This window comes from Mesorhizobium sp. A623 (genome assembly GCF_054489405.1).
On record NZ_JBTMXB010000008.1, the window covers coordinates 120,569 to 139,834 of the forward strand.

Sequence of the window (19,266 nt, forward strand, 5' to 3'; positions counted from 1 at the left end):
CGGCGGAATCTCCTTAAAAGAAAAAGCCGCTGGGGCGACCTGGCGGCTTTTTTTGTTACTATCGACCCGAGTGTTGCTTGGGTCAGTCATGAAATGGGTCAGTCGTGAAAAGCTTCGACCACTTCGCGCTTACCCAGCATGAAAGCGTCGGCGACATGCCGGAGCGGCGCGAGGTCCACGTCGGATGTGCCGCCCCGGACGAGTTCGGCAAAGCGCCTGTAGAGCATCGGATATTCGGCTTCGGGCTCTTCGTGGACTGTGCGCCCATCGACGGCAAGCTTCGATCCGCCACCCGACAGGACCATTGAGCCTGCATCGGTTTCGGCCTGGATATCCCAGCTTTGCGGGCCGGTCTGGCGCCAGTCGAAATCGGCGCCCAGTGCAAACCCGCCAGCCGACCGGAAGGCGATTTTGGCCGCAATCGGGGCATCCCGGTTTTCGGGGAATTCCAGCATGGCGGCGGTGACGAACATCGCGGGAAAGATATAGGTGGCGATGGAAAGCGCGTTGATGCCGGGATCGAATATGCCAAGGCCGCCGGCCTGCCATATCCATTCCTGGTTCGGGTGCCAGCGCCGCACGTCCTCCTTCCAGTTGATCGTCGCGGATCGTATCCGGGTGGAGGCGAGGAAGGCGCGGGCGGCTTCCACCGCCGGCGCATAGCGGGAATGCCAGCTTGCGAAAAGCGAGACGCCGTTTTCCGCCGCGAGCGCCTTGAGGTCCTCGACCTCGCTGACCGTGGCGCCGGGCGGCTTCTCAAGGAAGACGTGCTTTCTTGCGGCAAGCGCTGTGCGCGCCGCGTCGTAACGGAATTGCGGCGGCATGCAGAGCGAAACCGCTTCCAGGTCAGGCATTTCGGCCAGCATCGTCTCGATGGCAGGGAAATTCGGAATACCGTCGACCTTGCCCTGCCGGCTGGCGGCGGCAACGAGGCGGAAATCCGGGCTGGCCGTAAGTGCTGGCAAATGCTGGTCGCGCACGATCTTGCCGACGCCGACGACGCCTATGCGTATGGGGTGCATTGGCGTCATCCGCGGCTTTCCTCCAGTTTTATGTCCAGATTTCCGCCGGCGAGGAAAGCTTCCATTAGCGGTTCGAAGGGTGCTGGATCAAGGTCCTTTTCGCGCAGCCAGTCATCGCAGTAATAGGTGTTGGCGTAGCGCTCGCCGGAATCGCAGATCAAGGTAATCAGCGAGCCTTCCTCGCCGGCTTTTGCCATACGCGCGGCATGGAAGCACATGGCGGCGAAGTTTGTCCCGGTCGAGCCGCCGACCTGCCGGCCGATGCGCCTCGACAGGACGCGCATGGCGGCGATGGACAGGGCGTCGGGCACCAGCACCATGTGATCGATGACGCCCGGCACGAAGGACGGCTCGACGCGGGGGCGGCCTATGCCCTCGATTCGCGAGGGTTTTTCGCACAGGCATGCCGAATCGCGCGTCGAAAAGCCTTCGAAAAAGGCGGAATGCTCGACATCGGCCACGGATAGCCGCGTGGCGTGGCGCTTGTAGCGGATGTAGCGGCCAATCGTGGCGGTGGTGCCGCCGGTGCCGGCGCTCATCACCACCCAACTGGGTATCGGATGGCGCTCTTCGCGCATCTGGTCGAAGATCGATTCGGCGATGTTGTTGTTGCCGCGCCAGTCGGTGGCGCGCTCGGCATAGGTGAACTGGTCCATGAAGTGGCCGCCCAGTCGCTCGGCCAATTCCGCCGATTCCGCATAGATGCGGCGACCGTCGTCGATGAAGTGGCAATTGCCGCCATAGTGCTCGATGGCTGCGATCTTTTCAGCCGAGGTGGTGCGCGGCATTACCGCGTAAAAGGGAACGCTGATCATGCGTGCGAAATAGGCCTCCGAAACGGCGGTCGAGCCGGACGAGGCTTCGATGACCGGCGCGCCTTGCCTTATGTGGCCGTTGCACAGCGCATAGAGAAAGAGCGAGCGCGCCAGCCGGTGCTTCAGGCTGCCTGTCGGGTGGGTCGACTCATCCTTGAGGTACAGGTCTATGCCCGGCAAAGCGGGGATGTCGAGCTTCCACAAATGGGTGTCGGCCGAACGCCGCTGATCGGCCTCGATCGCCGCGACCGCGCCATCCACCCAATCGCGAGATGCCGGCTTACCCGGCTTTCTTTCCGACATTGCTTATTCTCCCCCTTTTCACAAAGGCTCGTCGAAGGTCACGATCGACACATCGCCCTCGAGCGCGCCCTGCCAGGCCGACAAATGCGGCTCTTCGTCCGGCTCGCCTTCCATATCACCGATCTGGTCGAGTTCGACCTCGGCGTACCCTTCGGCAGCCAGCGATTCGAGCGCCCTGCGCACAGCCGAATCGTCGTCTGGCGCGACCAGCATGATGTGCACGCCTTCGGCCTTGCCGCCCTTGCGCCTGCGGACGCGCCCTGTAATCAGGATGACCGACCGTTCGGTTTCGTTGTCGTTGACCGGTTCACTCACGAGATTCGCTCTCTACTGCCTGGCTTTGGGGCTTTTCGCATGAAGCGGGCGCTGGAGACAGATAAAAAGCGGTCACATTCTTTCACTTGGCTCCAAATGAGCGAAAGATAATTTCCGACGCTCGGCCTGGACCCGCCGCTGCGTTGCGCCGACGCAATAATTAATGCTTCGGGCTTGACGATATGCGGTGTTGCGGGTAGAAGCCGCCCAGTCAGAACCGATGTGAGGCCTGCTCTTCCGAAGCGACACGCTTTGGAGTTCGCCTCAAACAGGGTTCACTTTACGAGCGAAAAGATATTTCCGGCTTGCATGAAGCGGTTTCCGCTTCCTCTGCCACTTGTTCGGGCAAGACCATGTTTCATGGTTTGTGCCCCGAATTTGCGTATGGAAGCCGGTCTTTGAGCACCCCTGACTGGGTTCGAGACACGGAATTGAGAGACAAGAGGGTTTAATGCCTACCGTCAACCAGCTGATCCGCAAGCCGCGCCAGGCGCCGGCCGTGCGCAACAAGGTCCCGGCCATGCAGCAGAACCCGCAAAAGCGGGGCGTCTGCACGCGCGTTTATACGACGACGCCGAAGAAGCCGAACTCGGCGCTGCGCAAGGTCGCCAAGATTCGCCTGACCAATGGCTTCGAAGTGATTGGCTATATCCCGGGTGAGGGGCACAACCTTCAGGAGCACTCGGTGGTCATGATCCGTGGCGGTCGCGTCAAGGATCTTCCCGGTGTGCGCTACCACATCATTCGCGGCGTTCTCGATACGCAGGGCGTGAAGAACCGCAAGCAGCGTCGTTCGAAATACGGCGCCAAGCGTCCTAAGTGAGGCTGAGAAAAAAATGTCCCGTCGCCACAGTGCAGAAAAGCGTGAGATCAACCCGGACCCCAAGTTCGGCGATCTGATCGTTACCAAGTTCATGAACGCCGTCATGTATGACGGCAAGAAGTCGATCGCCGAGACCATCGTCTATGGCGCACTCGATCAGGTTCAGGAAAAGACCAAGCAGGAGCCCGTCACGGTGTTCCATCAGGCGCTCGACAATGTCGCGCCGCATGTGGAAGTGCGCTCGCGCCGTGTTGGTGGTGCGACCTATCAGGTTCCGGTCGACGTGCGCCCCGAGCGCCGTCAGGCGCTTGCCATCCGCTGGTTGATCACGGCAGCGCGCAAGCGCAACGAGACCACGATGGTCGACCGTCTTTCCGGCGAGTTGATGGACGCGGCCAATAACCGCGGCACCGCTGTCAAGAAGCGTGAAGACACCCACAAGATGGCGGAAGCCAACCGCGCTTTCGCGCATTATCGCTGGTAAAAGCGCGAACAAAGACGAGAGAGCTATTCCAATGGCCCGCGAATTTCACATCCACGAATACCGTAACTTCGGCATCATGGCGCATATCGACGCCGGTAAGACCACGACGACCGAGCGGATTCTTTATTATACGGGCAAGAACCACAAGATGGGCGAGACGCACGATGGCGCCTCGACCATGGACTGGATGGAGCAGGAGCAGGAGCGCGGCATCACGATTACGTCGGCTGCCACGACCACTTCCTGGAAGGGCCGCAACGGCAAGCAGTACCGCTACAACATCATCGACACGCCCGGCCACGTCGACTTCACCATTGAAGTTGAGCGCTCGCTGCGCGTCCTCGATGGCGCCATTGCGCTGCTGGACTCGAATGCCGGCGTCGAGCCGCAGACGGAGACCGTGTGGCGCCAGGCTGAGAAGTATCACGTCCCGCGCATGATCTTCTGCAACAAGATGGACAAGATCGGCGCCGATTTCTATCGCTGCCTCGACATGATCAAGTCGCGTCTGGGTGCTATCCCGGTTGCCGTTCAGCTGCCGATCGGCGCGGAAAACGAGTTCAAGGGTGTCATCGACCTCATTGAGATGAAGGCGCTGGTCTGGCACGAGGAACATCTCGGCGCCGACTGGGACGTCATGGATATCCCGGCGGACATGCAGGCGCGCGCTGAAGAATATCGCGAGAAGATGATCGAAGCCGCTGTTGAAATGGACGAGACGGCGCTTGAGAATTATCTCGAGGGCAAGATGCCCGGCAACGACGAGATTCGCGAACTGATCCGCAGGGGCACCGTTGCCGTGAAGTTCCATCCGGTTCTTTGCGGTACCGCGTTCAAGAACAAGGGCGTGCAGCCGCTTCTCGACGCCGTCATTGATTTCCTGCCTGCGCCGGACGAAGTTCCCGCGATCAAGGGCGTCGATCCGAAGACGGACGCGGAAGTCACGCGCGAATCGAGCGATGAAGAGCCGCTTTCCATGCTGGCGTTCAAGATCATGAACGACCCATTTGTCGGTTCGCTGACGTTTGCGCGCATTTATTCCGGCAAGGTGGTCAAGGGCGCGTCGCTCGACAACACCGTCAAGGGCAAGAAAGAGCGCATCGGCCGCATGCTGCAGATGCATGCGAACTCGCGCGCCGACATCGAAGAGGCTTTCGCCGGCGATATCGTTGCTCTGGCCGGCCTGAAGGACACCACGACGGGCGACACGCTGTGCGATCCGCTGCATCCGGTCATTCTTGAGCGTATGGAATTCCCCGATCCGGTCATCCAGATCGCGATCGAGCCGAAGACCAAGAACGACCAGGAGAAGATGGGCCTTGCGCTGCATCGTCTCGCGGCAGAAGACCCGTCCTTCCGCGTCAAGACGGACGAAGAATCCGGCCAGACCATCATCGCCGGCATGGGTGAGCTCCACCTCGACATTCTGGTCGACCGCATGCGTCGCGAATTCAAGGTCGAGGCGAATATCGGTGCGCCGCAGGTGGCTTATCGCGAAACCATTACCCGCACGCACGAACAGGATTACACCCATAAGAAGCAGACCGGCGGTACGGGCCAGTTCGCCCGCGTCAAGATTGTGTTCGAGCCGGATCCGGAGAGCACCGAGTTCCAGTTCTCGTCCAAGATCGTCGGTGGCGCGGTGCCGAAGGAATACATCCCCGGCGTCGAAAAGGGTATCAACAGCGTCATGACGTCCGGCCCGTTTGCCGGCTTCCCGATGATCGGCGTCAAGGCGACTCTTATCGACGGTGCGTTCCACGACGTCGACTCCTCGGTCCTGGCCTTCGAAATCGCCGGCCGCGCCTGCTTCCGTGAAGCAGCGCCCAAGCTTGGCGTGCAGTTGCTCGAGCCGGTCATGAAGGTCGAAGTGGTGACGCCTGAGGATTACGTCGGCAACGTCATCGGCGATTTGAACGGACGCCGCGGCCAGATCCAGGGCCAGGAAGCCCGCGGTGTCGCCGTCGTCATCAACGCGATGGTGCCGCTGGCCAACATGTTCAAGTATGTGGACACGCTGCGTTCGATGTCGCAGGGCCGCGCCCAGTACACGATGCAGTTCGACCACTACGAGCCGGTTCCGACTGCGGTCGCTCAGGAAGTCCAGAAAAAATACGCGTAGTTCCAAGGAACTGCACCAGTTACTTAATTCAATGCCTTCATCGGCTGCTAGGAATGGAGACCTCACATGGCCAAGAGCAAATTCGAGCGTAACAAGCCACATGTGAACATTGGCACGATTGGTCACGTTGACCACGGCAAGACGTCGCTGACGGCAGCGATCACGAAGTATTTTGGCGACTTCAAGGCGTACGACCAGATCGACAACGCGCCGGAAGAGAAGGCCCGTGGCATCACGATCTCGACGTCGCACGTCGAGTACGAGACGCCTAACCGTCACTATGCCCACGTCGATTGCCCCGGCCACGCCGACTATGTGAAGAACATGATCACGGGTGCGGCGCAGATGGACGGCGCGATCCTGGTCGTTTCGGCCGCCGACGGCCCGATGCCGCAGACGCGCGAGCACATCCTGCTTGCCCGCCAGGTTGGCGTTCCGGCGCTGGTGGTGTTCTTGAACAAGGTCGACCTGGTCGACGATGCGGAATTGCTGGAACTGGTCGAACTTGAGGTTCGCGAGCTTCTGTCGAAGTACGAGTTCCCCGGCGACGACACGCCGATCATCAAGGGTTCGGCGGTTGTCGCGCTCAATGACGGCGACAAGGCACTCGGCGAAGACGCGGTTCGCGCGCTGATGGCGGCGGTGGACGAGTACATCCCGACGCCTGAGCGTCCGATCGACAAGCCGTTCCTGCTGCCGATCGAGGACGTGTTCTCGATCTCGGGTCGCGGCACGGTGGTGACGGGTCGCGTCGAGCGCGGCATCGTCAAGGTTGGCGAGGAAGTCGAGATCGTCGGCATCCGCGACACCTCGAAGACGACGGTTACCGGCGTTGAAATGTTCCGCAAGCTGCTCGACCAGGGCCAGGCCGGCGACAACATCGGCGCGCTGATCCGCGGCGTCGACCGTGAAGGCGTTGAGCGCGGCCAGGTTCTGGCCAAGCCGGGTTCGGTGAAGCCGCACAAGAAGTTCGTGGCGGAAGCCTACATCCTGACCAAGGAAGAGGGGGGCCGTCATACGCCATTCTTCACCAACTACCGTCCGCAGTTCTATTTCCGCACGACGGACGTGACCGGTATCGTGTCGCTGCCGGAAGGCACCGAGATGGTGATGCCGGGCGACAACATCACGGTCGATGTGGAACTGATCGTGCCGATCGCCATGGAAGAGAAGCTGCGCTTCGCTATCCGTGAAGGCGGCCGTACGGTTGGTGCAGGCATCGTCGCCAGCATCAAAGAATAAGCAGCAGACTTAATCGATCTCTGTCGCGGGCGCGGAAAGTCGTCCGCGCCGCGCCAGAACAAGGAATGACTAAATGAACGGACAGAATATCCGCATCCGCCTCAAGGCGTTTGACCACCGGGTGCTCGACGCTTCGACCCGCGAAATCGTGTCGACCGCGAAGCGTACGGGCGCGAACGTCCGCGGCCCTATTCCGCTTCCGACGCGGATCGAGAAGTTCACGGTCAATCGGTCGCCGCATGTCGACAAGAAGAGCCGCGAACAGTTCGAGATGCGCACCCATAAGCGTCTGCTCGACATCGTCGATCCGACCCCGCAGACGGTCGATGCTTTGATGAAGCTCGATCTCGCCGCCGGCGTCGACGTCGAAATCAAGCTCTGACGACAAGAGCTGAGGAGGGGCGATAGCCCCGAGGACAAGCCGAAAAGTCAGGGAAACCTGACAAGAACATGAGCCGAAGGGGCCAGCCCCGATGGCTCCTCTGAAGGAAGATGAACCGATGCGTTCAGGTGTGATTGCAAAGAAGGTGGGAATGACCCGCATCTATAACGATGCCGGCGAGCATGTCCCCGTTACCGTTCTCCTGATGGAGAATTGCCAGGTTGTTGCGCAGCGCACGCAGGAGAAGAATGGCTACACCGCCGTTCAGCTCGGCGTTGGCCTTGCCAAGGTGAAGAATACGTCGAAGGCGATGCGTGGCCATTTCGCCACGGCTTCGGTCGAGCCGAAGGCGAAGGTCGCGGAGTTCCGCGTTTCCGCCGACAACATGATCGATGTCGGCGCCGAGATCACCGTCGAGCATTTCGTTCCCGGCCAGAAGGTCGATGTGACGGGCACGACGGTCGGCAAGGGTTTCCAGGGCGTCATGAAGCGCCACAACATGGGCGGCGGTCGTGCTTCCCATGGTAACTCGGTGTCTCACCGCTCGCACGGTTCGACCGGCCAGCGCCAGGACCCAGGCAAGGTGTTCAAGGGCAAGCATATGGCCGGCCACATGGGCGACACCCGCGTGACCACACAGAATGTCGAAGTTGTTTCGACCGATGCGGACCGTGGCCTGATCCTGATCCGTGGTGCTGTCCCCGGTTCGAAGGGCGCCTGGATCCTGGTTCGCGACGCCATGAAGGTGGCGCTGCCGGCGAATGCGCCGAAGCCCGCCGCGATCCGCGCCGGAGCGGCCAAGAGTGAAGCCCCGGCCACCGAGGGAGCGGAATAATGGACATCAAGATCACAACGCTTGCCGGCAAGGATGCCGGCAAGGTGGAACTCTCCGAAGGCATCTTCGGCCTTGACCCGCGTGAGGACATTCTGCAGCGCGTCGTGCGCTGGCAGTTGGCCAAGCGCCAGCAGGGTACCCATAAGGCAAAGACCCGTGCCGAAGTTTCGCGCACCGGCGCCAAGATGTACAAGCAGAAGGGTACGGGCCGCGCCCGTCACCATTCGGCGCGCGCTCCGCAGTTCCGCGGCGGTGGCAAGGCCCATGGCCCGGTTGTCCGCAGCCATGAGCACGACCTGCCGAAGAAAGTGCGCGCACTTGGGCTGAAGCATGCGCTTTCGGCCAAGGCCAAGGCATCGAACCTGATCATCATCGACGAGCTGAAGCTGGGCGAGGCCAAGACCAAGGCGCTGATCGCGAATTTCGTGACGCTGGGTCTGACCAACGCTCTGGTGATCGGCGGTGCCGAGCTTGACCAGAACTTCAAGCTGGCGGCGACGAACATTCCGAACATCGACGTGCTGCCGATCCAGGGCATCAACGTTTACGACATTATGCGCCGCGGTACGCTGGTCCTTTCGAAGGCCGCCGTCGAGGCTCTCGAGGAGCGCTTCAAATGACCGACCTTCGTCATTACGACGTGATCGTTTCGCCCGCGATCACTGAAAAGTCGACCATGGCTTCCGAACAGAACCAGGTCGTCTTCAACGTCGCCAAGAAGGCGTCGAAGCCTGAGATCAAGGCCGCTGTCGAGGCGCTGTTCGGCGTCAAGGTGACGGCTGTGAACACCCTTATCCGCAAGGGTAAGATCAAGCGCTTCCGCGGCACTATCGGCCGGCAGGGCGACGTCAAGAAGGCGATTGTGACACTGGTCGATGGCCAGTCGATCGACGTCGCGACGGGTCTGTAGAGCAAGGCCGCGAGGATAAGATAATGGCATTAAAGCATTTCAACCCGATAACGCCGAGCACCCGACAGCTGGTCATCGTTGACCGCTCGGGCCTCTACAAGGGCAAGCCCGTCAAGGGGTTGACCGAAGGCCTGACCAAGTCGGGCGGCCGCAATAATTACGGCCGCATCACGGCTCGCTTCATCGGCGGCGGTCACAAGCGTTCGTACCGCATCGTCGATTTCAAGCGCCGCAAGTTCGACGTGGTCGGCACGGTCGAGCGCCTTGAATACGATCCGAACCGGTCGGCCTTCATCGCGTTGATCAAGTATGACGACGGCGAACTGTCCTACATCATCGCCCCGCAGCGTCTGGCTCCGGGCGACAAGATCATCGCCGGCGAGTCCGTCGACGTGAAGCCGGGCAATGCGATGCCGCTTTCGGCGATGCCTGTGGGCACGATCGTCCACAACATCGAGTTGAAGCCGGGCAAGGGCGCCCAGGTTGCGCGCTCGGCCGGCACCTACGGCCAGCTGGTCGGTCGCGACCAGGGCATGGCGATCCTGCGGCTCTCCTCGGGCGAGCAGCGCGTCGTGCACGGTTCCTGCCTCGCCACGGTCGGCGCGGTTTCGAACCCCGACCACGGCAACATCAATGACGGTAAGGCCGGACGTACGGTGTGGCGCGGTAAGCGCCCGCACAATCGCGGCGTGACCATGAACCCTGTCGATCACCCGCATGGCGGCGGCGAAGGCCGCACCTCCGGTGGCCGTCACCCGGTTTCTCCGTGGGGCAAACCGACCAAGGGCAAGAAGACGCGGTCCAATAAGGCGACCGACAAGTTCATCCTGCGCTCGCGTCATCAGCGCAAGAGCTAAGAAGAGGTAACGCCAAGTGACTCGTTCTATTTGGAAAGGCCCCTTCATCGACGGCTACCTTCTCAAGAAGGTGGACAAGGTTCGTGAAGGCGGTCGCAATGAGGTGATCAAGATGTGGAGCCGCCGCTCCACCATCCTGCCGCAGTTCGTCGGCGTCACCTTCGGTGTCTATAACGGCCAGAAGCACGTTCCCGTTTCGGTGAACGAGGACATGGTCGGCCACAAGTTTGGTGAGTTCGCTCCGACGCGGACCTATTACGGTCACGGCGCGGATAAGAAAGCGAAGAGGAAATAATCATGGGCAAGGCCAAAGCTCCGCGCAGGCTTGCTGACAACGAAGCGCGCGCCGTATTGCGCACGATCCGTATCAGCCCGCAGAAGCTCAACCTCGTTGCCGCGCTCATCCGCGGCAAGAAGGTTGCGGCGGCGCTCAACGATCTCGAATTTTCGGCCAAGCGGATTTCCGGCACGGTCAAGAAGACGCTGGAATCGGCGATCGCCAACGCGGAAAACAATCACGACCTCGATGTCGACGCGCTGATCGTGGCGGAAGCCTATGTCGGCAAGTCGATCGTCATGAAGCGTTTTCATGCCCGTGGCCGCGGCCGCGCCAGCCGCGTCGAGAAGCCGTTCTCGCACCTCACGATCGTCGTTCGTGAAGTCGAAGAAAAAGGGGAGGCCGCATAATGGGTCAGAAAATCAATCCGATCGGTCTGCGCCTCGGCATCAACCGGACCTGGGATTCGCGCTGGTACGCGAACACCGGCGAATACGGCAAGCTGCTGCACGAAGACATCAAGATCCGCGCTTACCTTGAGAAGGAACTCAAGCAGGCTGCGATCTCCAAGATCGTGATCGAGCGCCCGCACAAGAAGTGCCGCGTCACCATCCATGCGGCGCGTCCCGGCCTGATCATCGGCAAGAAGGGCGCTGACATCGAGAAGCTTCGCAAAAAGCTGATGGAGATGACGAAGTCCGAGACGCACCTCAACATCGTTGAAGTGCGCAAGCCGGAAATCGACGCCGTACTTGTCGCGCAGTCCATCGCGCAGCAGCTCGAGCGCCGTATCGCGTTCCGTCGCGCCATGAAGCGGGCCGTTCAGTCGGCCATGCGCCTGGGCGCCGAAGGCATTCGCATCAATTGCGCGGGCCGTCTCGGCGGTGCCGAAATCGCTCGCATGGAGTGGTATCGCGAAGGTCGCGTGCCGCTGCATACGCTGCGCGCCGATGTCGACTACGGCACGGCCGAGGCGAGCACGGCCTACGGTATTTGCGGCGTCAAGGTCTGGGTGTTCAAGGGCGAAATCCTCGAGCATGACCCGATGGCTTCGGAGCGTCGTGCAACGGAAGGCGATCATGGCCATGGTGGCGGTGGTGGCGATCGTGAACGCGGTCGTCGTCGCGAGAACGCCTGAGCGCACGTTGAGAATTTGGAGTAAGTAAGATGCTGCAGCCAAAGCGCACAAAGTTCCGCAAGCAGTTCAAGGGCCGTATCCACGGCGCCGCCAAGGGTGGCACCAACCTGGATTTCGGTGGTTTCGGACTGAAGGCGCTGGAGCCGAACCGCGTTACCGCGCGTGAGATCGAGGCGGCCCGCCGCGCGATCACCCGTGAGATGAAGCGCGCCGGTCGTGTGTGGATCCGTATTTTCCCGGATCTGCCGGTGACGGGCAAGCCGACCGAAGTCCGTATGGGCAAGGGCAAGGGCGCGGTCGATTATTGGGCGGCGCGCGTCAAGCCGGGTCGCGTGATGTTCGAGATCGACGGTGTGTCGGAAGAAGTGGCGCGAGAGGCGCTGCGTCTCGGCGCTGCCAAGCTCTCCGTCAGGACGCGCTTCGTTCAGCGCATTGCGGAATAAGGATTAGGACGATGAAAGCCGACGACATCCGCGCCAAGACGCAGGATCAACTTACAGACGACCTGGGCAGCCTGAAGAAGGAGCAGTTCAACCTGCGCTTCCAGAAGGCCACTGGCCAGCTTGAAAAGACCGCGCGCGTCAAGGAAGTCCGCAGGGACATCGCGCGCATCAAGACCATCGCGGCGGAAAAATCCGCTGCCAAGAAGGCTTAAGGACGAAGAACATGCCAAAGCGCATTCTGCAGGGCACCGTCGTCAGCGACAAGAACGAGAAGACGGTCGTCGTCAAAGTCGAACGGCGCTTCACGCATCCCGTTATGAAGAAGGTCGTTCGTATGTCGAAGCGCTACAAGGCGCATGACGAGAACAACGCACACAAGGTCGGCGACCAGGTGTTTATCCAGGAATCGGCTCCGATTTCCAAGGACAAGCGCTGGGTCGTGGTCGAATCCGACCAGGCCTGAGTAAAGACGAATTTTGGACAGACCGGGGGAGGGCGAGATCGCCCGTCCCGTTAGAAGAGAAGAAGGCGGCCAGTCATGATTCAGATGCAAACAAACCTCGACGTCGCGGATAATTCCGGCGCGCGTCGTGTCATGTGCATCAAGGTGCTGGGCGGCTCGAAGCGGAAATACGCTTCCGTGGGCGACATCATCGTGGTGTCGATCAAGGAAGCCATTCCGCGCGGGCGCGTCAAGAAGGGCGATGTGATGAAGGCGGTCGTGGTTCGCACGGCCAAGGACATCCGCCGTCCGGACGGCAGCGTGATCCGTTTCGACAAGAACGCAGCCGTTCTCGTCGACAACAAGAAAGAGCCGATCGGCACGCGTATCTTCGGGCCGGTTCCGCGCGAGCTTCGCGCCAAGAACCACATGAAGATCATCTCGCTCGCGCCTGAAGTGCTGTAAGGAAACCGACCAATGCAAAAGATCCGTAAAGGCGACAAGGTCGTCGTCCTGGCCGGCAAGGACAAGGGCCGTACCGGCGAAGTCCTTTCGGTGCAGCCGAAGGAAGACACCGCGCTGGTGCGTGGCGTCAACATGATCCGCCGCCACCAGAAACAGTCCCAGTCCCAAGAGGGCGGGATCATCACCAAAGAGGCGGCGATCCAGCTGTCGAACCTAGCGATCGCCGACCCCAAGGACGGCAAGCCGACCCGCGTCGGTTTCAAGTTCGAGAAGGACGGCAAGAAGGTGCGTGTTGCCAAGCGCTCGGGAGAAGTCATCAATGGCTAAGGCTCAATCCAAGCAAGCCACGGCGAAGAACACGCCGCGTCTGAAACAGGTCTATAACGAGACCATCCGCAAGGCGTTGCAGGAGCAGTTCAACTACGACAACGAGATGCAGGTTCCTCGCATCGACAAGATCGTGTTGAACATGGGCGTCGGCGAAGCGACTGCAGACTCCAAGAAGCCTGCGATTGCGGCTGAAGACCTTGGCATGATCGCCGGTCAGAAGGCCATCGTCACCCATGCCCGCAACTCCATCGCCGGCTTCAAGGTTCGCGAGAACATGCCGATCGGCGCCAAGGTTACGCTGCGCAAGGAGCGTATGTACGAGTTCCTGGACCGCCTCGTGAACATTGCGCTGCCGCGCGTTCGCGACTTTCGCGGCCTGAACCCGAAGAGCTTCGATGGACGTGGCAACTATGCCATGGGCATCAAGGAACACATTGTGTTCCCGGAGATCAACTACGACAAGGTCGATCAAGTCTGGGGCATGGACGTCATCGTGTGTACGACGGCGAAGACGGACGACGAAGCCAGAGCGCTGCTCAAGGCTTTCAACTTCCCCTTCCGCCAGTAACGGCAGCGAGCAAAGGAACAATCTGAAATGGCAAAGACCAGCTCAGTCGAGAAGAACAACCACCGCCGCAAACTCGTGGATCAGTACGCCGCACGGCGTGCCGCCCTCAAGGCGATCATCATGGACCAGTCCAAGCCGATGGAAGAGCGCTTTCGCGCCCAGCTGAAGCTTTCGGCCATGCCGCGCAATTCGGCCAAGATCCGTATCCGCAACCGTTGCGAAGTGACCGGGCGTCCGCGCTCGTATTATCGCAAGCTCAAAGTTTCGCGTATCGCGCTGCGTGATCTCGGCAATAGCGGCCAGATCCCGGGCCTGGTCAAGTCGAGCTGGTAAGGAGGACATAAGATGTCATTGAGCGATCCTCTCGGCGATATGCTGACCCGCATCCGCAACGCCTACGGCCGTAAGAAGTCGACGGTGTCGACGCCGGCCTCGCGCCTGCGCGCCCGCGTTCTCGACGTGCTGAAGTCGGAAGGCTATATCCGCGACTACAGCCAGACCGACTTCGATAACGGCAAGTCGGAGATCAACATCGAGCTGAAATATTTCGACGGAGTGCCGGTCGTGCGTGAAATCGCCCGCGTCTCCAAGCCTGGCCGTCGCGTTTATGTCTCGGCCAAGTCGATCCCGCATGTGGCCAACGGCCTCGGTATCGCCATTCTTTCGACGCCGAAGGGCGTTATGGCCGATCACGAAGCCCGCGAACAGAATGTCGGCGGCGAGATTCTCTGCCAGATATTCTGACCCGGCGCATGGTCGCGGAAGGCGTCAAGCCGCTTTCCGCATGTCCATGTTTAGCCAAGACTTGAAACACGAAGAGTGACGAGGACAAACAATGTCTCGTATTGGTAAGAAACCCGTTTCGGTGCCGCAAGGCGTGACTGCGTCGGTCGATGGCCAGACCATCACGGCAAAGGGGCCGAAGGGCGAACTGCGGTTCGTCGTCAACGACGAGGTCCTGGTCAAGATGGAAGACGGCGAGATTGCCGTCCAGCCGCGTGACCAGACAAAGACTGCGCGCTCCAAATGGGGGATGTCGCGGACGCAGATCGTCAATATCCTGATGGGCGTGAAGGATGGCTTCGAAAAGAAGCTCGAGATCACCGGCGTCGGCTACCGCGCTGCCATGCAGGGCAGGGATTTGCAGCTTTCGCTTGGCTTCAGCCATGAGGTTGTGTACCAGACGCCCGAAGGAATCACGATTGTTGTCGGCAAGCCGACGGAAATTACGATTTCGGGCATCGACAAGCAGCAGGTTGGCCAGGTTGCCGCCGAGATCCGCGAGTATCGCGAGCCGGAGCCCTACAAGGGCAAGGGCGTTCGCTATGCCGGCGAGAAGATCGTGCGCAAGGAAGGCAAGAAGAAGTAATTCAAGGCAATATGGGAGTAGGGGCAGTAGGGCAAAGGATGGCGCTACCGCCATATTCCCCTACGACCTTGAGAGTTTAACGCCACGGGAGTTTGTCGCGGGAGTTTTGTCTACCGCACACGGCAAACCCCGGATTATGAAGGCAGGACCAAATCATGGCATCCAAGGAATCCATCCAGCGCCGCGCTTCGCGCGTTCGTCGTCAGATCAAGAAGGTCGCGAACGGCCGTCCGCGCCTGTCCGTGCACCGCACGTCCAAGAATATCTATGTCCAGATCATCGACGATGCCAATGGCAACACACTTGCCGCGGCCTCGACGCTGGAGAAGGATTTCAAGGCCGGCAAGACCACCGGCGCCGATACCGCTGCCGCTGCCGCCATCGGCAAGCTGATTGCAGAGCGCGCTGGCAAGGCCGGCGTCAAGGAAGTCGTGTTCGATCGCGGCGCCTACATCTATCATGGCCGCGTCAAGGCGCTTGCCGAAGCCGCCCGCGAAGGTGGCCTGAGCTTCTAAGACGATTCACGGCCCGAATGTCGGCAGAAATTAATTTGCTGACTTTTGGGCCCGGTTCGTTCAGAAGGCTTTTGATTTCGCCGCCGGCGACCTCCATGAGAGGCGCCGGCACTTTAGCAACCCGTGCTTCCGGAAAAGAATAAGGAACTAGGATATGGCACAGGAACGTAGGGATGGCGGCCGCGGCCGCGATCGCGAAGAGCGCGACGATGGTATCGTCGACAAGCTCGTACACATCAACCGCGTCGCCAAGGTCGTCAAGGGCGGCCGGCGTTTCGGCTTTGCAGCCCTCGTCGTCGTCGGCGACCAGAAGGGCCGCGTCGGCTTTGGTCACGGCAAGGCGCGCGAAGTGCCGGAAGCGATCCGCAAGGCAACCGAATCGGCCAAGCGCGACATGATTTTCGTGCCGCTGCGCTCGGGCCGCACGCTGCACCACGACGTCGAAGGCCGCCATGGCGCCGGACGCGTCCTGTTGCGCTCGGCCAAGGTCGGTACCGGCATCATCGCCGGTGGCCCGATGCGCGCTGTTTTCGAGACGCTCGGCGTGCATGACGTGGTCGCCAAGTCGATGGGTTCGTCGAACCCGTACAACATGATTCGCGCCACGTTCGACGCGCTGAAGAGCCAGATGCATCCGAAGGATGTGGCTTCCGCTCGCGGCATCAAGTATTCGACGCTTCAGGCTCGCCGCGGCGCTGCCGTTGCGGCCGAAGAATAGTCGGCGCTGAGGGACCAGGAACATGGCCAAGCAAGCAGTAAAGACCATAACCGTTGAGCAGATCGGTTCGCCGATTCGCCGCCCGAAAGAGCAGCGCGCGACGCTGATCGGCCTCGGCCTCAACAAGATGCACAAGCAGCGTACGCTGGAAGACACCCCTTCCGTGCGCGGCATGATCGCAGCCGTTCAGCACCTCGTCCGCGTCGTGGACGAGGCTTGATCCGGCGCGCAGGAGAACGACGATGAAACTCAACGATCTGCGTGACAAAGACGGCGCGACGCATGCCAAGAAGCGCGTCGGCCGGGGCATCGGTTCCGGCACGGGCAAGACCGGCGGACGCGGTGTCAAGGGCCAGAGCTCGCGCTCGGGCGTTGCCATCAACGGCTTCGAGGGCGGCCAGATGCCGCTTTATCGGCGCCTGCCGAAGCGCGGCTTCAAGAACATCTTCGCCAAGAGCTATGCGACGGTGTCGCTCGAGCGCATCCAGATCGCGCTCGACGCCAAGAAGCTGGACGCCAAGGAGACCATCACCGCCGAGGCGCTGGTCAAGGCTGGCGTGATTCGCCGCGTCAAGGACGGCGTGCGGGTGCTTTCGGACGGCGATCTCAAGGCCAAGCTTTCCTTCGACGTGGCCGGTGCCTCCAAGGCAGCGATCGAGAAGATCGAAAAGGCTGGCGGAACGGTCAAGCTGCCGGAAAAGGCATCTGCCGAGTAGCGATCCTGGCGGCCGCGTCGATGCGGCCGCTTGCATCTTTGGCACTCGAAGCCTATCTCGTGGCTTCGGTGATATGCGCCGCCTGATCTGCGGGTCATTGGGCGTGACCAAGCGGAGAAATCGGGCATGGCTTCGGCTGCAGAACAACTAGCCTCCAATCTGAATTTTTCGGCCTTTTCCAAGGCCACGGATTTGAAGAAGCGCATCTGGTTTACGCTGGGTGCGCTCTTCGTCTATCGGCTGGGCACCTATATCCCGCTGCCGGGCATCAATCCGGAAGCATTCGCGCAGGCGTTCTCGTCGCAGTCGAAGGGCGTGCTGGGCATGTTCAACATGTTCGCCGGCGGCGCTGTCGAGCGCATGGCGATCTTTGCCCTTGGCGTCATGCCCTACATTTCCGCTTCCATCATCATGCAGCTCATGACGTCGGTCATCCCGTCGCTCGAAGCCTTGAAGAAGGAAGGCGAGCAGGGCCGCAAGATCATCAACCAGTACACGCGCTATGGCACGGTGCTTTTGGCGCTCGTGCAGTCCTACGGCATCGCGGTGGGGCTATCGAGCGGCGCTAACATCGTGACCAATCCCGGGCCGTTCTTCGAGATTTCGGCGGTCATCAGCCTGACCGGCGGCACCATGTTCCTGATGTGGCTCGGCGAGCAGATCACCGCGCGCGGCATCGGCAACGGCGTGTCGCTCATCATCTTTGCCGGCATCGTCGCCGGCATGCCGCGGGCCATCGGCGGAACGCTGGAACTGAGCCGCACCGGCGCGCTTTCCACCGGGCTGATCCTTGCGATCATGGTGCTTGCCATCGTCGTCGTCGCGCTGATCGTCTTCTTCGAGCGCGCCCAGCGCCGCCTGCTGATCCAGTATCCGAAGCGGCAGGTCGGCAACCGTATGTTCCAGGGCGATACCTCGCATCTGCCGCTGAAACTGAACACGTCGGGCGTCATTCCGCCGATCTTCGCGTCGTCGCTGCTGTTGCTGCCGGCCACGCTGGCGGGCTTCTCCAACAGCGCCAATATGCCGACATGGGCGCAAACGATCCTGGCGACGCTTGCCCACGGCCAGCCGCTCTACATGATCTTCTATGGCGGCATGGTTGCGTTTTTCGCGTTCTTCTACACGGCCATCGTCTTCAATCCGAAGGAAACGGCCGATCAGCTCAAGAAGCATTCCGGCTTCATTCCGGGCTATCGCCCCGGCGAGCGGACCGCGGAATATATCGACTATGTGCTGACCCGCGTCACCGCTGTCGGCGCCGTCTATCTTGTCGCAGTCTGCCTGCTGCCGGAATATCTGATTGCGGCCACCGGCATCCCCTTCTACCTTGGCGGGACTTCGCTTCTGATCGTCGTTAGTGTTACGCTCGACACTGTGGCGCAGATCCAGGGCCACCTGGTGGCTCACCAGTATGAGGGCTTGATCAAGAAGTCCAAACTACGCGGGGGAAAGAAGGGCAGATGAGGCTGATATTGCTTGGACCGCCGGGAGCGGGCAAGGGAACGCAGGCACATAGACTGGTCGAGAAGCACGGTATTCCGCAGCTATCGACGGGCGACATGCTGCGCGCCGCGGTCAAGGCAGGCACCGAGGTCGGCAAACGCGCCAAGGCGATCATGGATGCAGGCGGCCTCGTTTCGGATGAGATCGTCAACCAGATCGTTTCCGACCGCATCGTCGAGCCAGACGCTGGGCGCGGCTTCATCCTCGACGGATTTCCACGCACGGTTCCACAGGCTGAGGCGCTGACGCGCATCCTGGCCCAGAAGGGCCTGGAACTCGACGCCGTGATCGAACTCAAGGTCGACGAGAACGCCTTGGTCAAGCGTATGGAAAAGCGCGTCGCCGACACGCTCGCAGCAGGCGGGCAGGTGAGGGCGGACGACAATCCCGATTCGTTCAAGACGCGCTTGAACGAATATCGGGAGAAGACCGCGCCGCTCTCGAAATACTATGCCGGCACCGGCGAGTTGCACACGATTGACGGGATGGCCGATATGGATGCCGTTACCGCCGAAATCGAGAAACTGGTCGCCTCCACCGCAAATGCCTGATGAAAGGTTGACACCGTGCCGCTTGCGGAGTATGGCGGCGCGTCTCCCTTCAGCATGAGGCTCGTTCGTTCTTTTTGAACGATGGCTGCGTTTTGAACACGGAAACTCCCGCAAGGGC

Annotated in this window: 30 protein-coding genes; 27 read left to right on the forward strand and 3 right to left on the reverse strand. The window is 60.9% G+C overall.

Translation table 11 applies throughout. The features are described 5' to 3' along the window. Positions 1–98: 98 nt before the first annotated feature. Genes ACX3P1_RS10735 through ACX3P1_RS10745 form a run of 3 tightly spaced genes read right to left on the reverse strand, consistent with a single transcriptional unit; the run spans position 99 to position 2,455 of the window. Entirely contained in the window at positions 99–1,022 is a 924-nt protein-coding gene (locus ACX3P1_RS10735; protein ID WP_459079648.1) for a Gfo/Idh/MocA family protein, read from the reverse strand. 5 nt (positions 1,023–1,027) lie between these two features. After that, on the reverse strand, positions 1,028–2,140 hold the full coding sequence (locus ACX3P1_RS10740) for a PLP-dependent cysteine synthase family protein (protein WP_459079566.1): 1,113 nt from the start codon (positions 2,138–2,140) through the stop codon (positions 1,028–1,030). An 18-nt stretch (positions 2,141–2,158) separates the two neighbouring features. Next, entirely contained in the window at positions 2,159–2,455 is a 297-nt protein-coding gene (locus tag ACX3P1_RS10745; protein WP_459079567.1) for a transcriptional regulator, read from the reverse strand. A gap of 451 nt (positions 2,456–2,906) precedes the next feature. Between ACX3P1_RS10745 and rpsL the strand changes: the two genes are divergently transcribed. The 27 genes from rpsL to ACX3P1_RS10880 all read left to right on the forward strand — a co-directional run bounded on the left by rpsL (position 2,907) and on the right by ACX3P1_RS10880 (position 19,148). After that, the gene (rpsL, locus tag ACX3P1_RS10750) at positions 2,907–3,278 is read left to right on the forward strand and encodes a 30S ribosomal protein S12 (protein WP_378225821.1); all 372 of its coding nucleotides are present in this window, start codon (positions 2,907–2,909) and stop codon (positions 3,276–3,278) included. A 13-nt stretch (positions 3,279–3,291) separates the two neighbouring features. After that, complete coding sequence (gene rpsG / locus ACX3P1_RS10755; protein WP_459079568.1) at positions 3,292–3,762, forward strand: 30S ribosomal protein S7; 471 nt, start codon at positions 3,292–3,294, stop codon at positions 3,760–3,762. Positions 3,763–3,793: 31 nt separating this feature from the next. Continuing rightward, positions 3,794–5,884, forward strand: coding sequence for an elongation factor G (gene fusA / locus ACX3P1_RS10760; protein ID WP_459079569.1), 2,091 nt, complete (start codon positions 3,794–3,796; stop codon positions 5,882–5,884). 66 nt (positions 5,885–5,950) lie between these two features. After that, the gene (gene tuf / locus ACX3P1_RS10765) at positions 5,951–7,126 is read left to right on the forward strand and encodes an elongation factor Tu (protein ID WP_459079556.1); all 1,176 of its coding nucleotides are present in this window, start codon (positions 5,951–5,953) and stop codon (positions 7,124–7,126) included. Between the two features lie 73 nt (positions 7,127–7,199). Next, on the forward strand, positions 7,200–7,508 hold the full coding sequence (gene rpsJ / locus ACX3P1_RS10770) for a 30S ribosomal protein S10 (protein WP_006205468.1): 309 nt from the start codon (positions 7,200–7,202) through the stop codon (positions 7,506–7,508). A gap of 118 nt (positions 7,509–7,626) precedes the next feature. Then, on the forward strand, positions 7,627–8,343 hold the full coding sequence (rplC, locus tag ACX3P1_RS10775; RefSeq protein ID WP_459079570.1) for a 50S ribosomal protein L3: 717 nt from the start codon (positions 7,627–7,629) through the stop codon (positions 8,341–8,343). Continuing rightward, complete coding sequence (rplD, locus tag ACX3P1_RS10780; protein ID WP_459079571.1) at positions 8,343–8,963, forward strand: 50S ribosomal protein L4; 621 nt, start codon at positions 8,343–8,345, stop codon at positions 8,961–8,963. The genes rplC and rplD overlap by 1 nt, the downstream gene beginning before the upstream one ends. Next, positions 8,960–9,253, forward strand: a complete 294-nt coding sequence (locus tag ACX3P1_RS10785; protein ID WP_459079572.1) for a 50S ribosomal protein L23 — start codon at positions 8,960–8,962, stop codon at positions 9,251–9,253. Before rplD ends, ACX3P1_RS10785 begins: the two co-directional genes overlap by 4 nt. Before the next feature lie 23 nt (positions 9,254–9,276). Continuing rightward, positions 9,277–10,110: a 50S ribosomal protein L2 gene (rplB, locus tag ACX3P1_RS10790; RefSeq protein WP_459079573.1), complete on the forward strand. Its 834-nt coding sequence runs from the start codon at positions 9,277–9,279 to the stop codon at positions 10,108–10,110. A gap of 16 nt (positions 10,111–10,126) precedes the next feature. Further along, positions 10,127–10,405 carry a 30S ribosomal protein S19 gene (gene rpsS, locus ACX3P1_RS10795; RefSeq protein WP_459079574.1) on the forward strand — a complete coding sequence of 93 codons (279 nt, stop codon included), beginning with the start codon at positions 10,127–10,129 and terminating at the stop codon, positions 10,403–10,405. A 2-nt stretch (positions 10,406–10,407) separates the two neighbouring features. Further along, a complete protein-coding gene (gene rplV, locus ACX3P1_RS10800) occupies positions 10,408–10,797 on the forward strand; it encodes a 50S ribosomal protein L22 (protein ID WP_459079575.1) in 390 nt (129 codons plus the stop codon). Continuing rightward, the gene (rpsC, locus tag ACX3P1_RS10805; protein WP_459079576.1) at positions 10,797–11,525 is read left to right on the forward strand and encodes a 30S ribosomal protein S3; all 729 of its coding nucleotides are present in this window, start codon (positions 10,797–10,799) and stop codon (positions 11,523–11,525) included. Before rplV ends, rpsC begins: the two co-directional genes overlap by 1 nt. Before the next feature lie 29 nt (positions 11,526–11,554). Next, the gene (rplP, locus tag ACX3P1_RS10810) at positions 11,555–11,968 is read left to right on the forward strand and encodes a 50S ribosomal protein L16 (protein ID WP_459079577.1); all 414 of its coding nucleotides are present in this window, start codon (positions 11,555–11,557) and stop codon (positions 11,966–11,968) included. 11 nt (positions 11,969–11,979) lie between these two features. Next, complete coding sequence (gene rpmC / locus ACX3P1_RS10815) at positions 11,980–12,180, forward strand: 50S ribosomal protein L29 (RefSeq protein ID WP_459079578.1); 201 nt, start codon at positions 11,980–11,982, stop codon at positions 12,178–12,180. 11 nt (positions 12,181–12,191) lie between these two features. Next, on the forward strand, positions 12,192–12,431 hold the full coding sequence (gene rpsQ, locus ACX3P1_RS10820) for a 30S ribosomal protein S17 (protein WP_378221994.1): 240 nt from the start codon (positions 12,192–12,194) through the stop codon (positions 12,429–12,431). Between the two features lie 75 nt (positions 12,432–12,506). Then, positions 12,507–12,875 (forward strand): 50S ribosomal protein L14, encoded by a 369-nt coding sequence (gene rplN, locus ACX3P1_RS10825; RefSeq protein WP_006205457.1) that lies wholly within the window; start codon positions 12,507–12,509, stop codon positions 12,873–12,875. Between the two features lie 12 nt (positions 12,876–12,887). Continuing rightward, positions 12,888–13,202: a 50S ribosomal protein L24 gene (rplX, locus tag ACX3P1_RS10830; RefSeq protein WP_459079579.1), complete on the forward strand. Its 315-nt coding sequence runs from the start codon at positions 12,888–12,890 to the stop codon at positions 13,200–13,202. Beyond that, a complete protein-coding gene (rplE, locus tag ACX3P1_RS10835; protein ID WP_459079580.1) occupies positions 13,195–13,773 on the forward strand; it encodes a 50S ribosomal protein L5 in 579 nt (192 codons plus the stop codon). Before rplX ends, rplE begins: the two co-directional genes overlap by 8 nt. 27 nt (positions 13,774–13,800) lie before the next feature. Beyond that, the gene (gene rpsN / locus ACX3P1_RS10840; RefSeq protein WP_459079581.1) at positions 13,801–14,106 is read left to right on the forward strand and encodes a 30S ribosomal protein S14; all 306 of its coding nucleotides are present in this window, start codon (positions 13,801–13,803) and stop codon (positions 14,104–14,106) included. 12 nt (positions 14,107–14,118) lie between these two features. After that, complete coding sequence (gene rpsH, locus ACX3P1_RS10845) at positions 14,119–14,517, forward strand: 30S ribosomal protein S8 (protein ID WP_459079582.1); 399 nt, start codon at positions 14,119–14,121, stop codon at positions 14,515–14,517. A gap of 91 nt (positions 14,518–14,608) precedes the next feature. Next, on the forward strand, positions 14,609–15,142 hold the full coding sequence (rplF, locus tag ACX3P1_RS10850; RefSeq protein WP_459079583.1) for a 50S ribosomal protein L6: 534 nt from the start codon (positions 14,609–14,611) through the stop codon (positions 15,140–15,142). A gap of 155 nt (positions 15,143–15,297) precedes the next feature. Further along, complete coding sequence (gene rplR / locus ACX3P1_RS10855) at positions 15,298–15,657, forward strand: 50S ribosomal protein L18 (RefSeq protein ID WP_459079584.1); 360 nt, start codon at positions 15,298–15,300, stop codon at positions 15,655–15,657. A gap of 154 nt (positions 15,658–15,811) precedes the next feature. Then, positions 15,812–16,375, forward strand: coding sequence for a 30S ribosomal protein S5 (rpsE, locus tag ACX3P1_RS10860; RefSeq protein WP_459079585.1), 564 nt, complete (start codon positions 15,812–15,814; stop codon positions 16,373–16,375). Positions 16,376–16,397: 22 nt separating this feature from the next. After that, positions 16,398–16,595, forward strand: coding sequence for a 50S ribosomal protein L30 (gene rpmD, locus ACX3P1_RS10865; RefSeq protein WP_459079586.1), 198 nt, complete (start codon positions 16,398–16,400; stop codon positions 16,593–16,595). A gap of 22 nt (positions 16,596–16,617) precedes the next feature. Then, positions 16,618–17,091, forward strand: a complete 474-nt coding sequence (rplO, locus tag ACX3P1_RS10870) for a 50S ribosomal protein L15 (RefSeq protein WP_459079587.1) — start codon at positions 16,618–16,620, stop codon at positions 17,089–17,091. A gap of 126 nt (positions 17,092–17,217) precedes the next feature. After that, the gene (gene secY / locus ACX3P1_RS10875; RefSeq protein ID WP_459079588.1) at positions 17,218–18,558 is read left to right on the forward strand and encodes a preprotein translocase subunit SecY; all 1,341 of its coding nucleotides are present in this window, start codon (positions 17,218–17,220) and stop codon (positions 18,556–18,558) included. After that, on the forward strand, positions 18,555–19,148 hold the full coding sequence (locus ACX3P1_RS10880; RefSeq protein WP_459079589.1) for an adenylate kinase: 594 nt from the start codon (positions 18,555–18,557) through the stop codon (positions 19,146–19,148). Before secY ends, ACX3P1_RS10880 begins: the two co-directional genes overlap by 4 nt. The last annotated feature ends 118 nt before the right edge of the window (positions 19,149–19,266 follow it).

Excerpts from the sequence above, each read along its gene's own strand:
- ACX3P1_RS10735 (WP_459079648.1), bottom strand. The coding sequence starts at position 1,022 with ATGCACCCCATACGCATAGGCGTCGTCGGCGTCGGCAAGATCGTGCGC.
- ACX3P1_RS10740 (WP_459079566.1), bottom strand. The coding sequence starts at position 2,140 with ATGTCGGAAAGAAAGCCGGGTAAGCCGGCATCTCGCGATTGGGTGGAT.
- rpsL (WP_378225821.1), top strand. The coding sequence starts at position 2,907 with ATGCCTACCGTCAACCAGCTGATCCGCAAGCCGCGCCAGGCGCCGGCC.
- rpsG (WP_459079568.1), top strand. The coding sequence starts at position 3,292 with ATGTCCCGTCGCCACAGTGCAGAAAAGCGTGAGATCAACCCGGACCCC.
- fusA (WP_459079569.1), top strand. The coding sequence starts at position 3,794 with ATGGCCCGCGAATTTCACATCCACGAATACCGTAACTTCGGCATCATG.
- tuf (WP_459079556.1), top strand. The coding sequence starts at position 5,951 with ATGGCCAAGAGCAAATTCGAGCGTAACAAGCCACATGTGAACATTGGC.
- rpsJ (WP_006205468.1), top strand. The coding sequence starts at position 7,200 with ATGAACGGACAGAATATCCGCATCCGCCTCAAGGCGTTTGACCACCGG.
- rplC (WP_459079570.1), top strand. The coding sequence starts at position 7,627 with ATGCGTTCAGGTGTGATTGCAAAGAAGGTGGGAATGACCCGCATCTAT.
- rplD (WP_459079571.1), top strand. The coding sequence starts at position 8,343 with ATGGACATCAAGATCACAACGCTTGCCGGCAAGGATGCCGGCAAGGTG.
- ACX3P1_RS10785 (WP_459079572.1), top strand. The coding sequence starts at position 8,960 with ATGACCGACCTTCGTCATTACGACGTGATCGTTTCGCCCGCGATCACT.
- rplB (WP_459079573.1), top strand. The coding sequence starts at position 9,277 with ATGGCATTAAAGCATTTCAACCCGATAACGCCGAGCACCCGACAGCTG.
- rplV (WP_459079575.1), top strand. The coding sequence starts at position 10,408 with ATGGGCAAGGCCAAAGCTCCGCGCAGGCTTGCTGACAACGAAGCGCGC.
- rpsC (WP_459079576.1), top strand. The coding sequence starts at position 10,797 with ATGGGTCAGAAAATCAATCCGATCGGTCTGCGCCTCGGCATCAACCGG.
- rplP (WP_459079577.1), top strand. The coding sequence starts at position 11,555 with ATGCTGCAGCCAAAGCGCACAAAGTTCCGCAAGCAGTTCAAGGGCCGT.
- rpmC (WP_459079578.1), top strand. The coding sequence starts at position 11,980 with ATGAAAGCCGACGACATCCGCGCCAAGACGCAGGATCAACTTACAGAC.
- rpsQ (WP_378221994.1), top strand. The coding sequence starts at position 12,192 with ATGCCAAAGCGCATTCTGCAGGGCACCGTCGTCAGCGACAAGAACGAG.
- rplN (WP_006205457.1), top strand. The coding sequence starts at position 12,507 with ATGATTCAGATGCAAACAAACCTCGACGTCGCGGATAATTCCGGCGCG.
- rplX (WP_459079579.1), top strand. The coding sequence starts at position 12,888 with ATGCAAAAGATCCGTAAAGGCGACAAGGTCGTCGTCCTGGCCGGCAAG.
- rplE (WP_459079580.1), top strand. The coding sequence starts at position 13,195 with ATGGCTAAGGCTCAATCCAAGCAAGCCACGGCGAAGAACACGCCGCGT.
- rpsN (WP_459079581.1), top strand. The coding sequence starts at position 13,801 with ATGGCAAAGACCAGCTCAGTCGAGAAGAACAACCACCGCCGCAAACTC.
- rpsH (WP_459079582.1), top strand. The coding sequence starts at position 14,119 with ATGTCATTGAGCGATCCTCTCGGCGATATGCTGACCCGCATCCGCAAC.
- rplF (WP_459079583.1), top strand. The coding sequence starts at position 14,609 with ATGTCTCGTATTGGTAAGAAACCCGTTTCGGTGCCGCAAGGCGTGACT.
- rplR (WP_459079584.1), top strand. The coding sequence starts at position 15,298 with ATGGCATCCAAGGAATCCATCCAGCGCCGCGCTTCGCGCGTTCGTCGT.
- rpsE (WP_459079585.1), top strand. The coding sequence starts at position 15,812 with ATGGCACAGGAACGTAGGGATGGCGGCCGCGGCCGCGATCGCGAAGAG.
- rpmD (WP_459079586.1), top strand. The coding sequence starts at position 16,398 with ATGGCCAAGCAAGCAGTAAAGACCATAACCGTTGAGCAGATCGGTTCG.
- rplO (WP_459079587.1), top strand. The coding sequence starts at position 16,618 with ATGAAACTCAACGATCTGCGTGACAAAGACGGCGCGACGCATGCCAAG.
- secY (WP_459079588.1), top strand. The coding sequence starts at position 17,218 with ATGGCTTCGGCTGCAGAACAACTAGCCTCCAATCTGAATTTTTCGGCC.
- ACX3P1_RS10880 (WP_459079589.1), top strand. The coding sequence starts at position 18,555 with ATGAGGCTGATATTGCTTGGACCGCCGGGAGCGGGCAAGGGAACGCAG.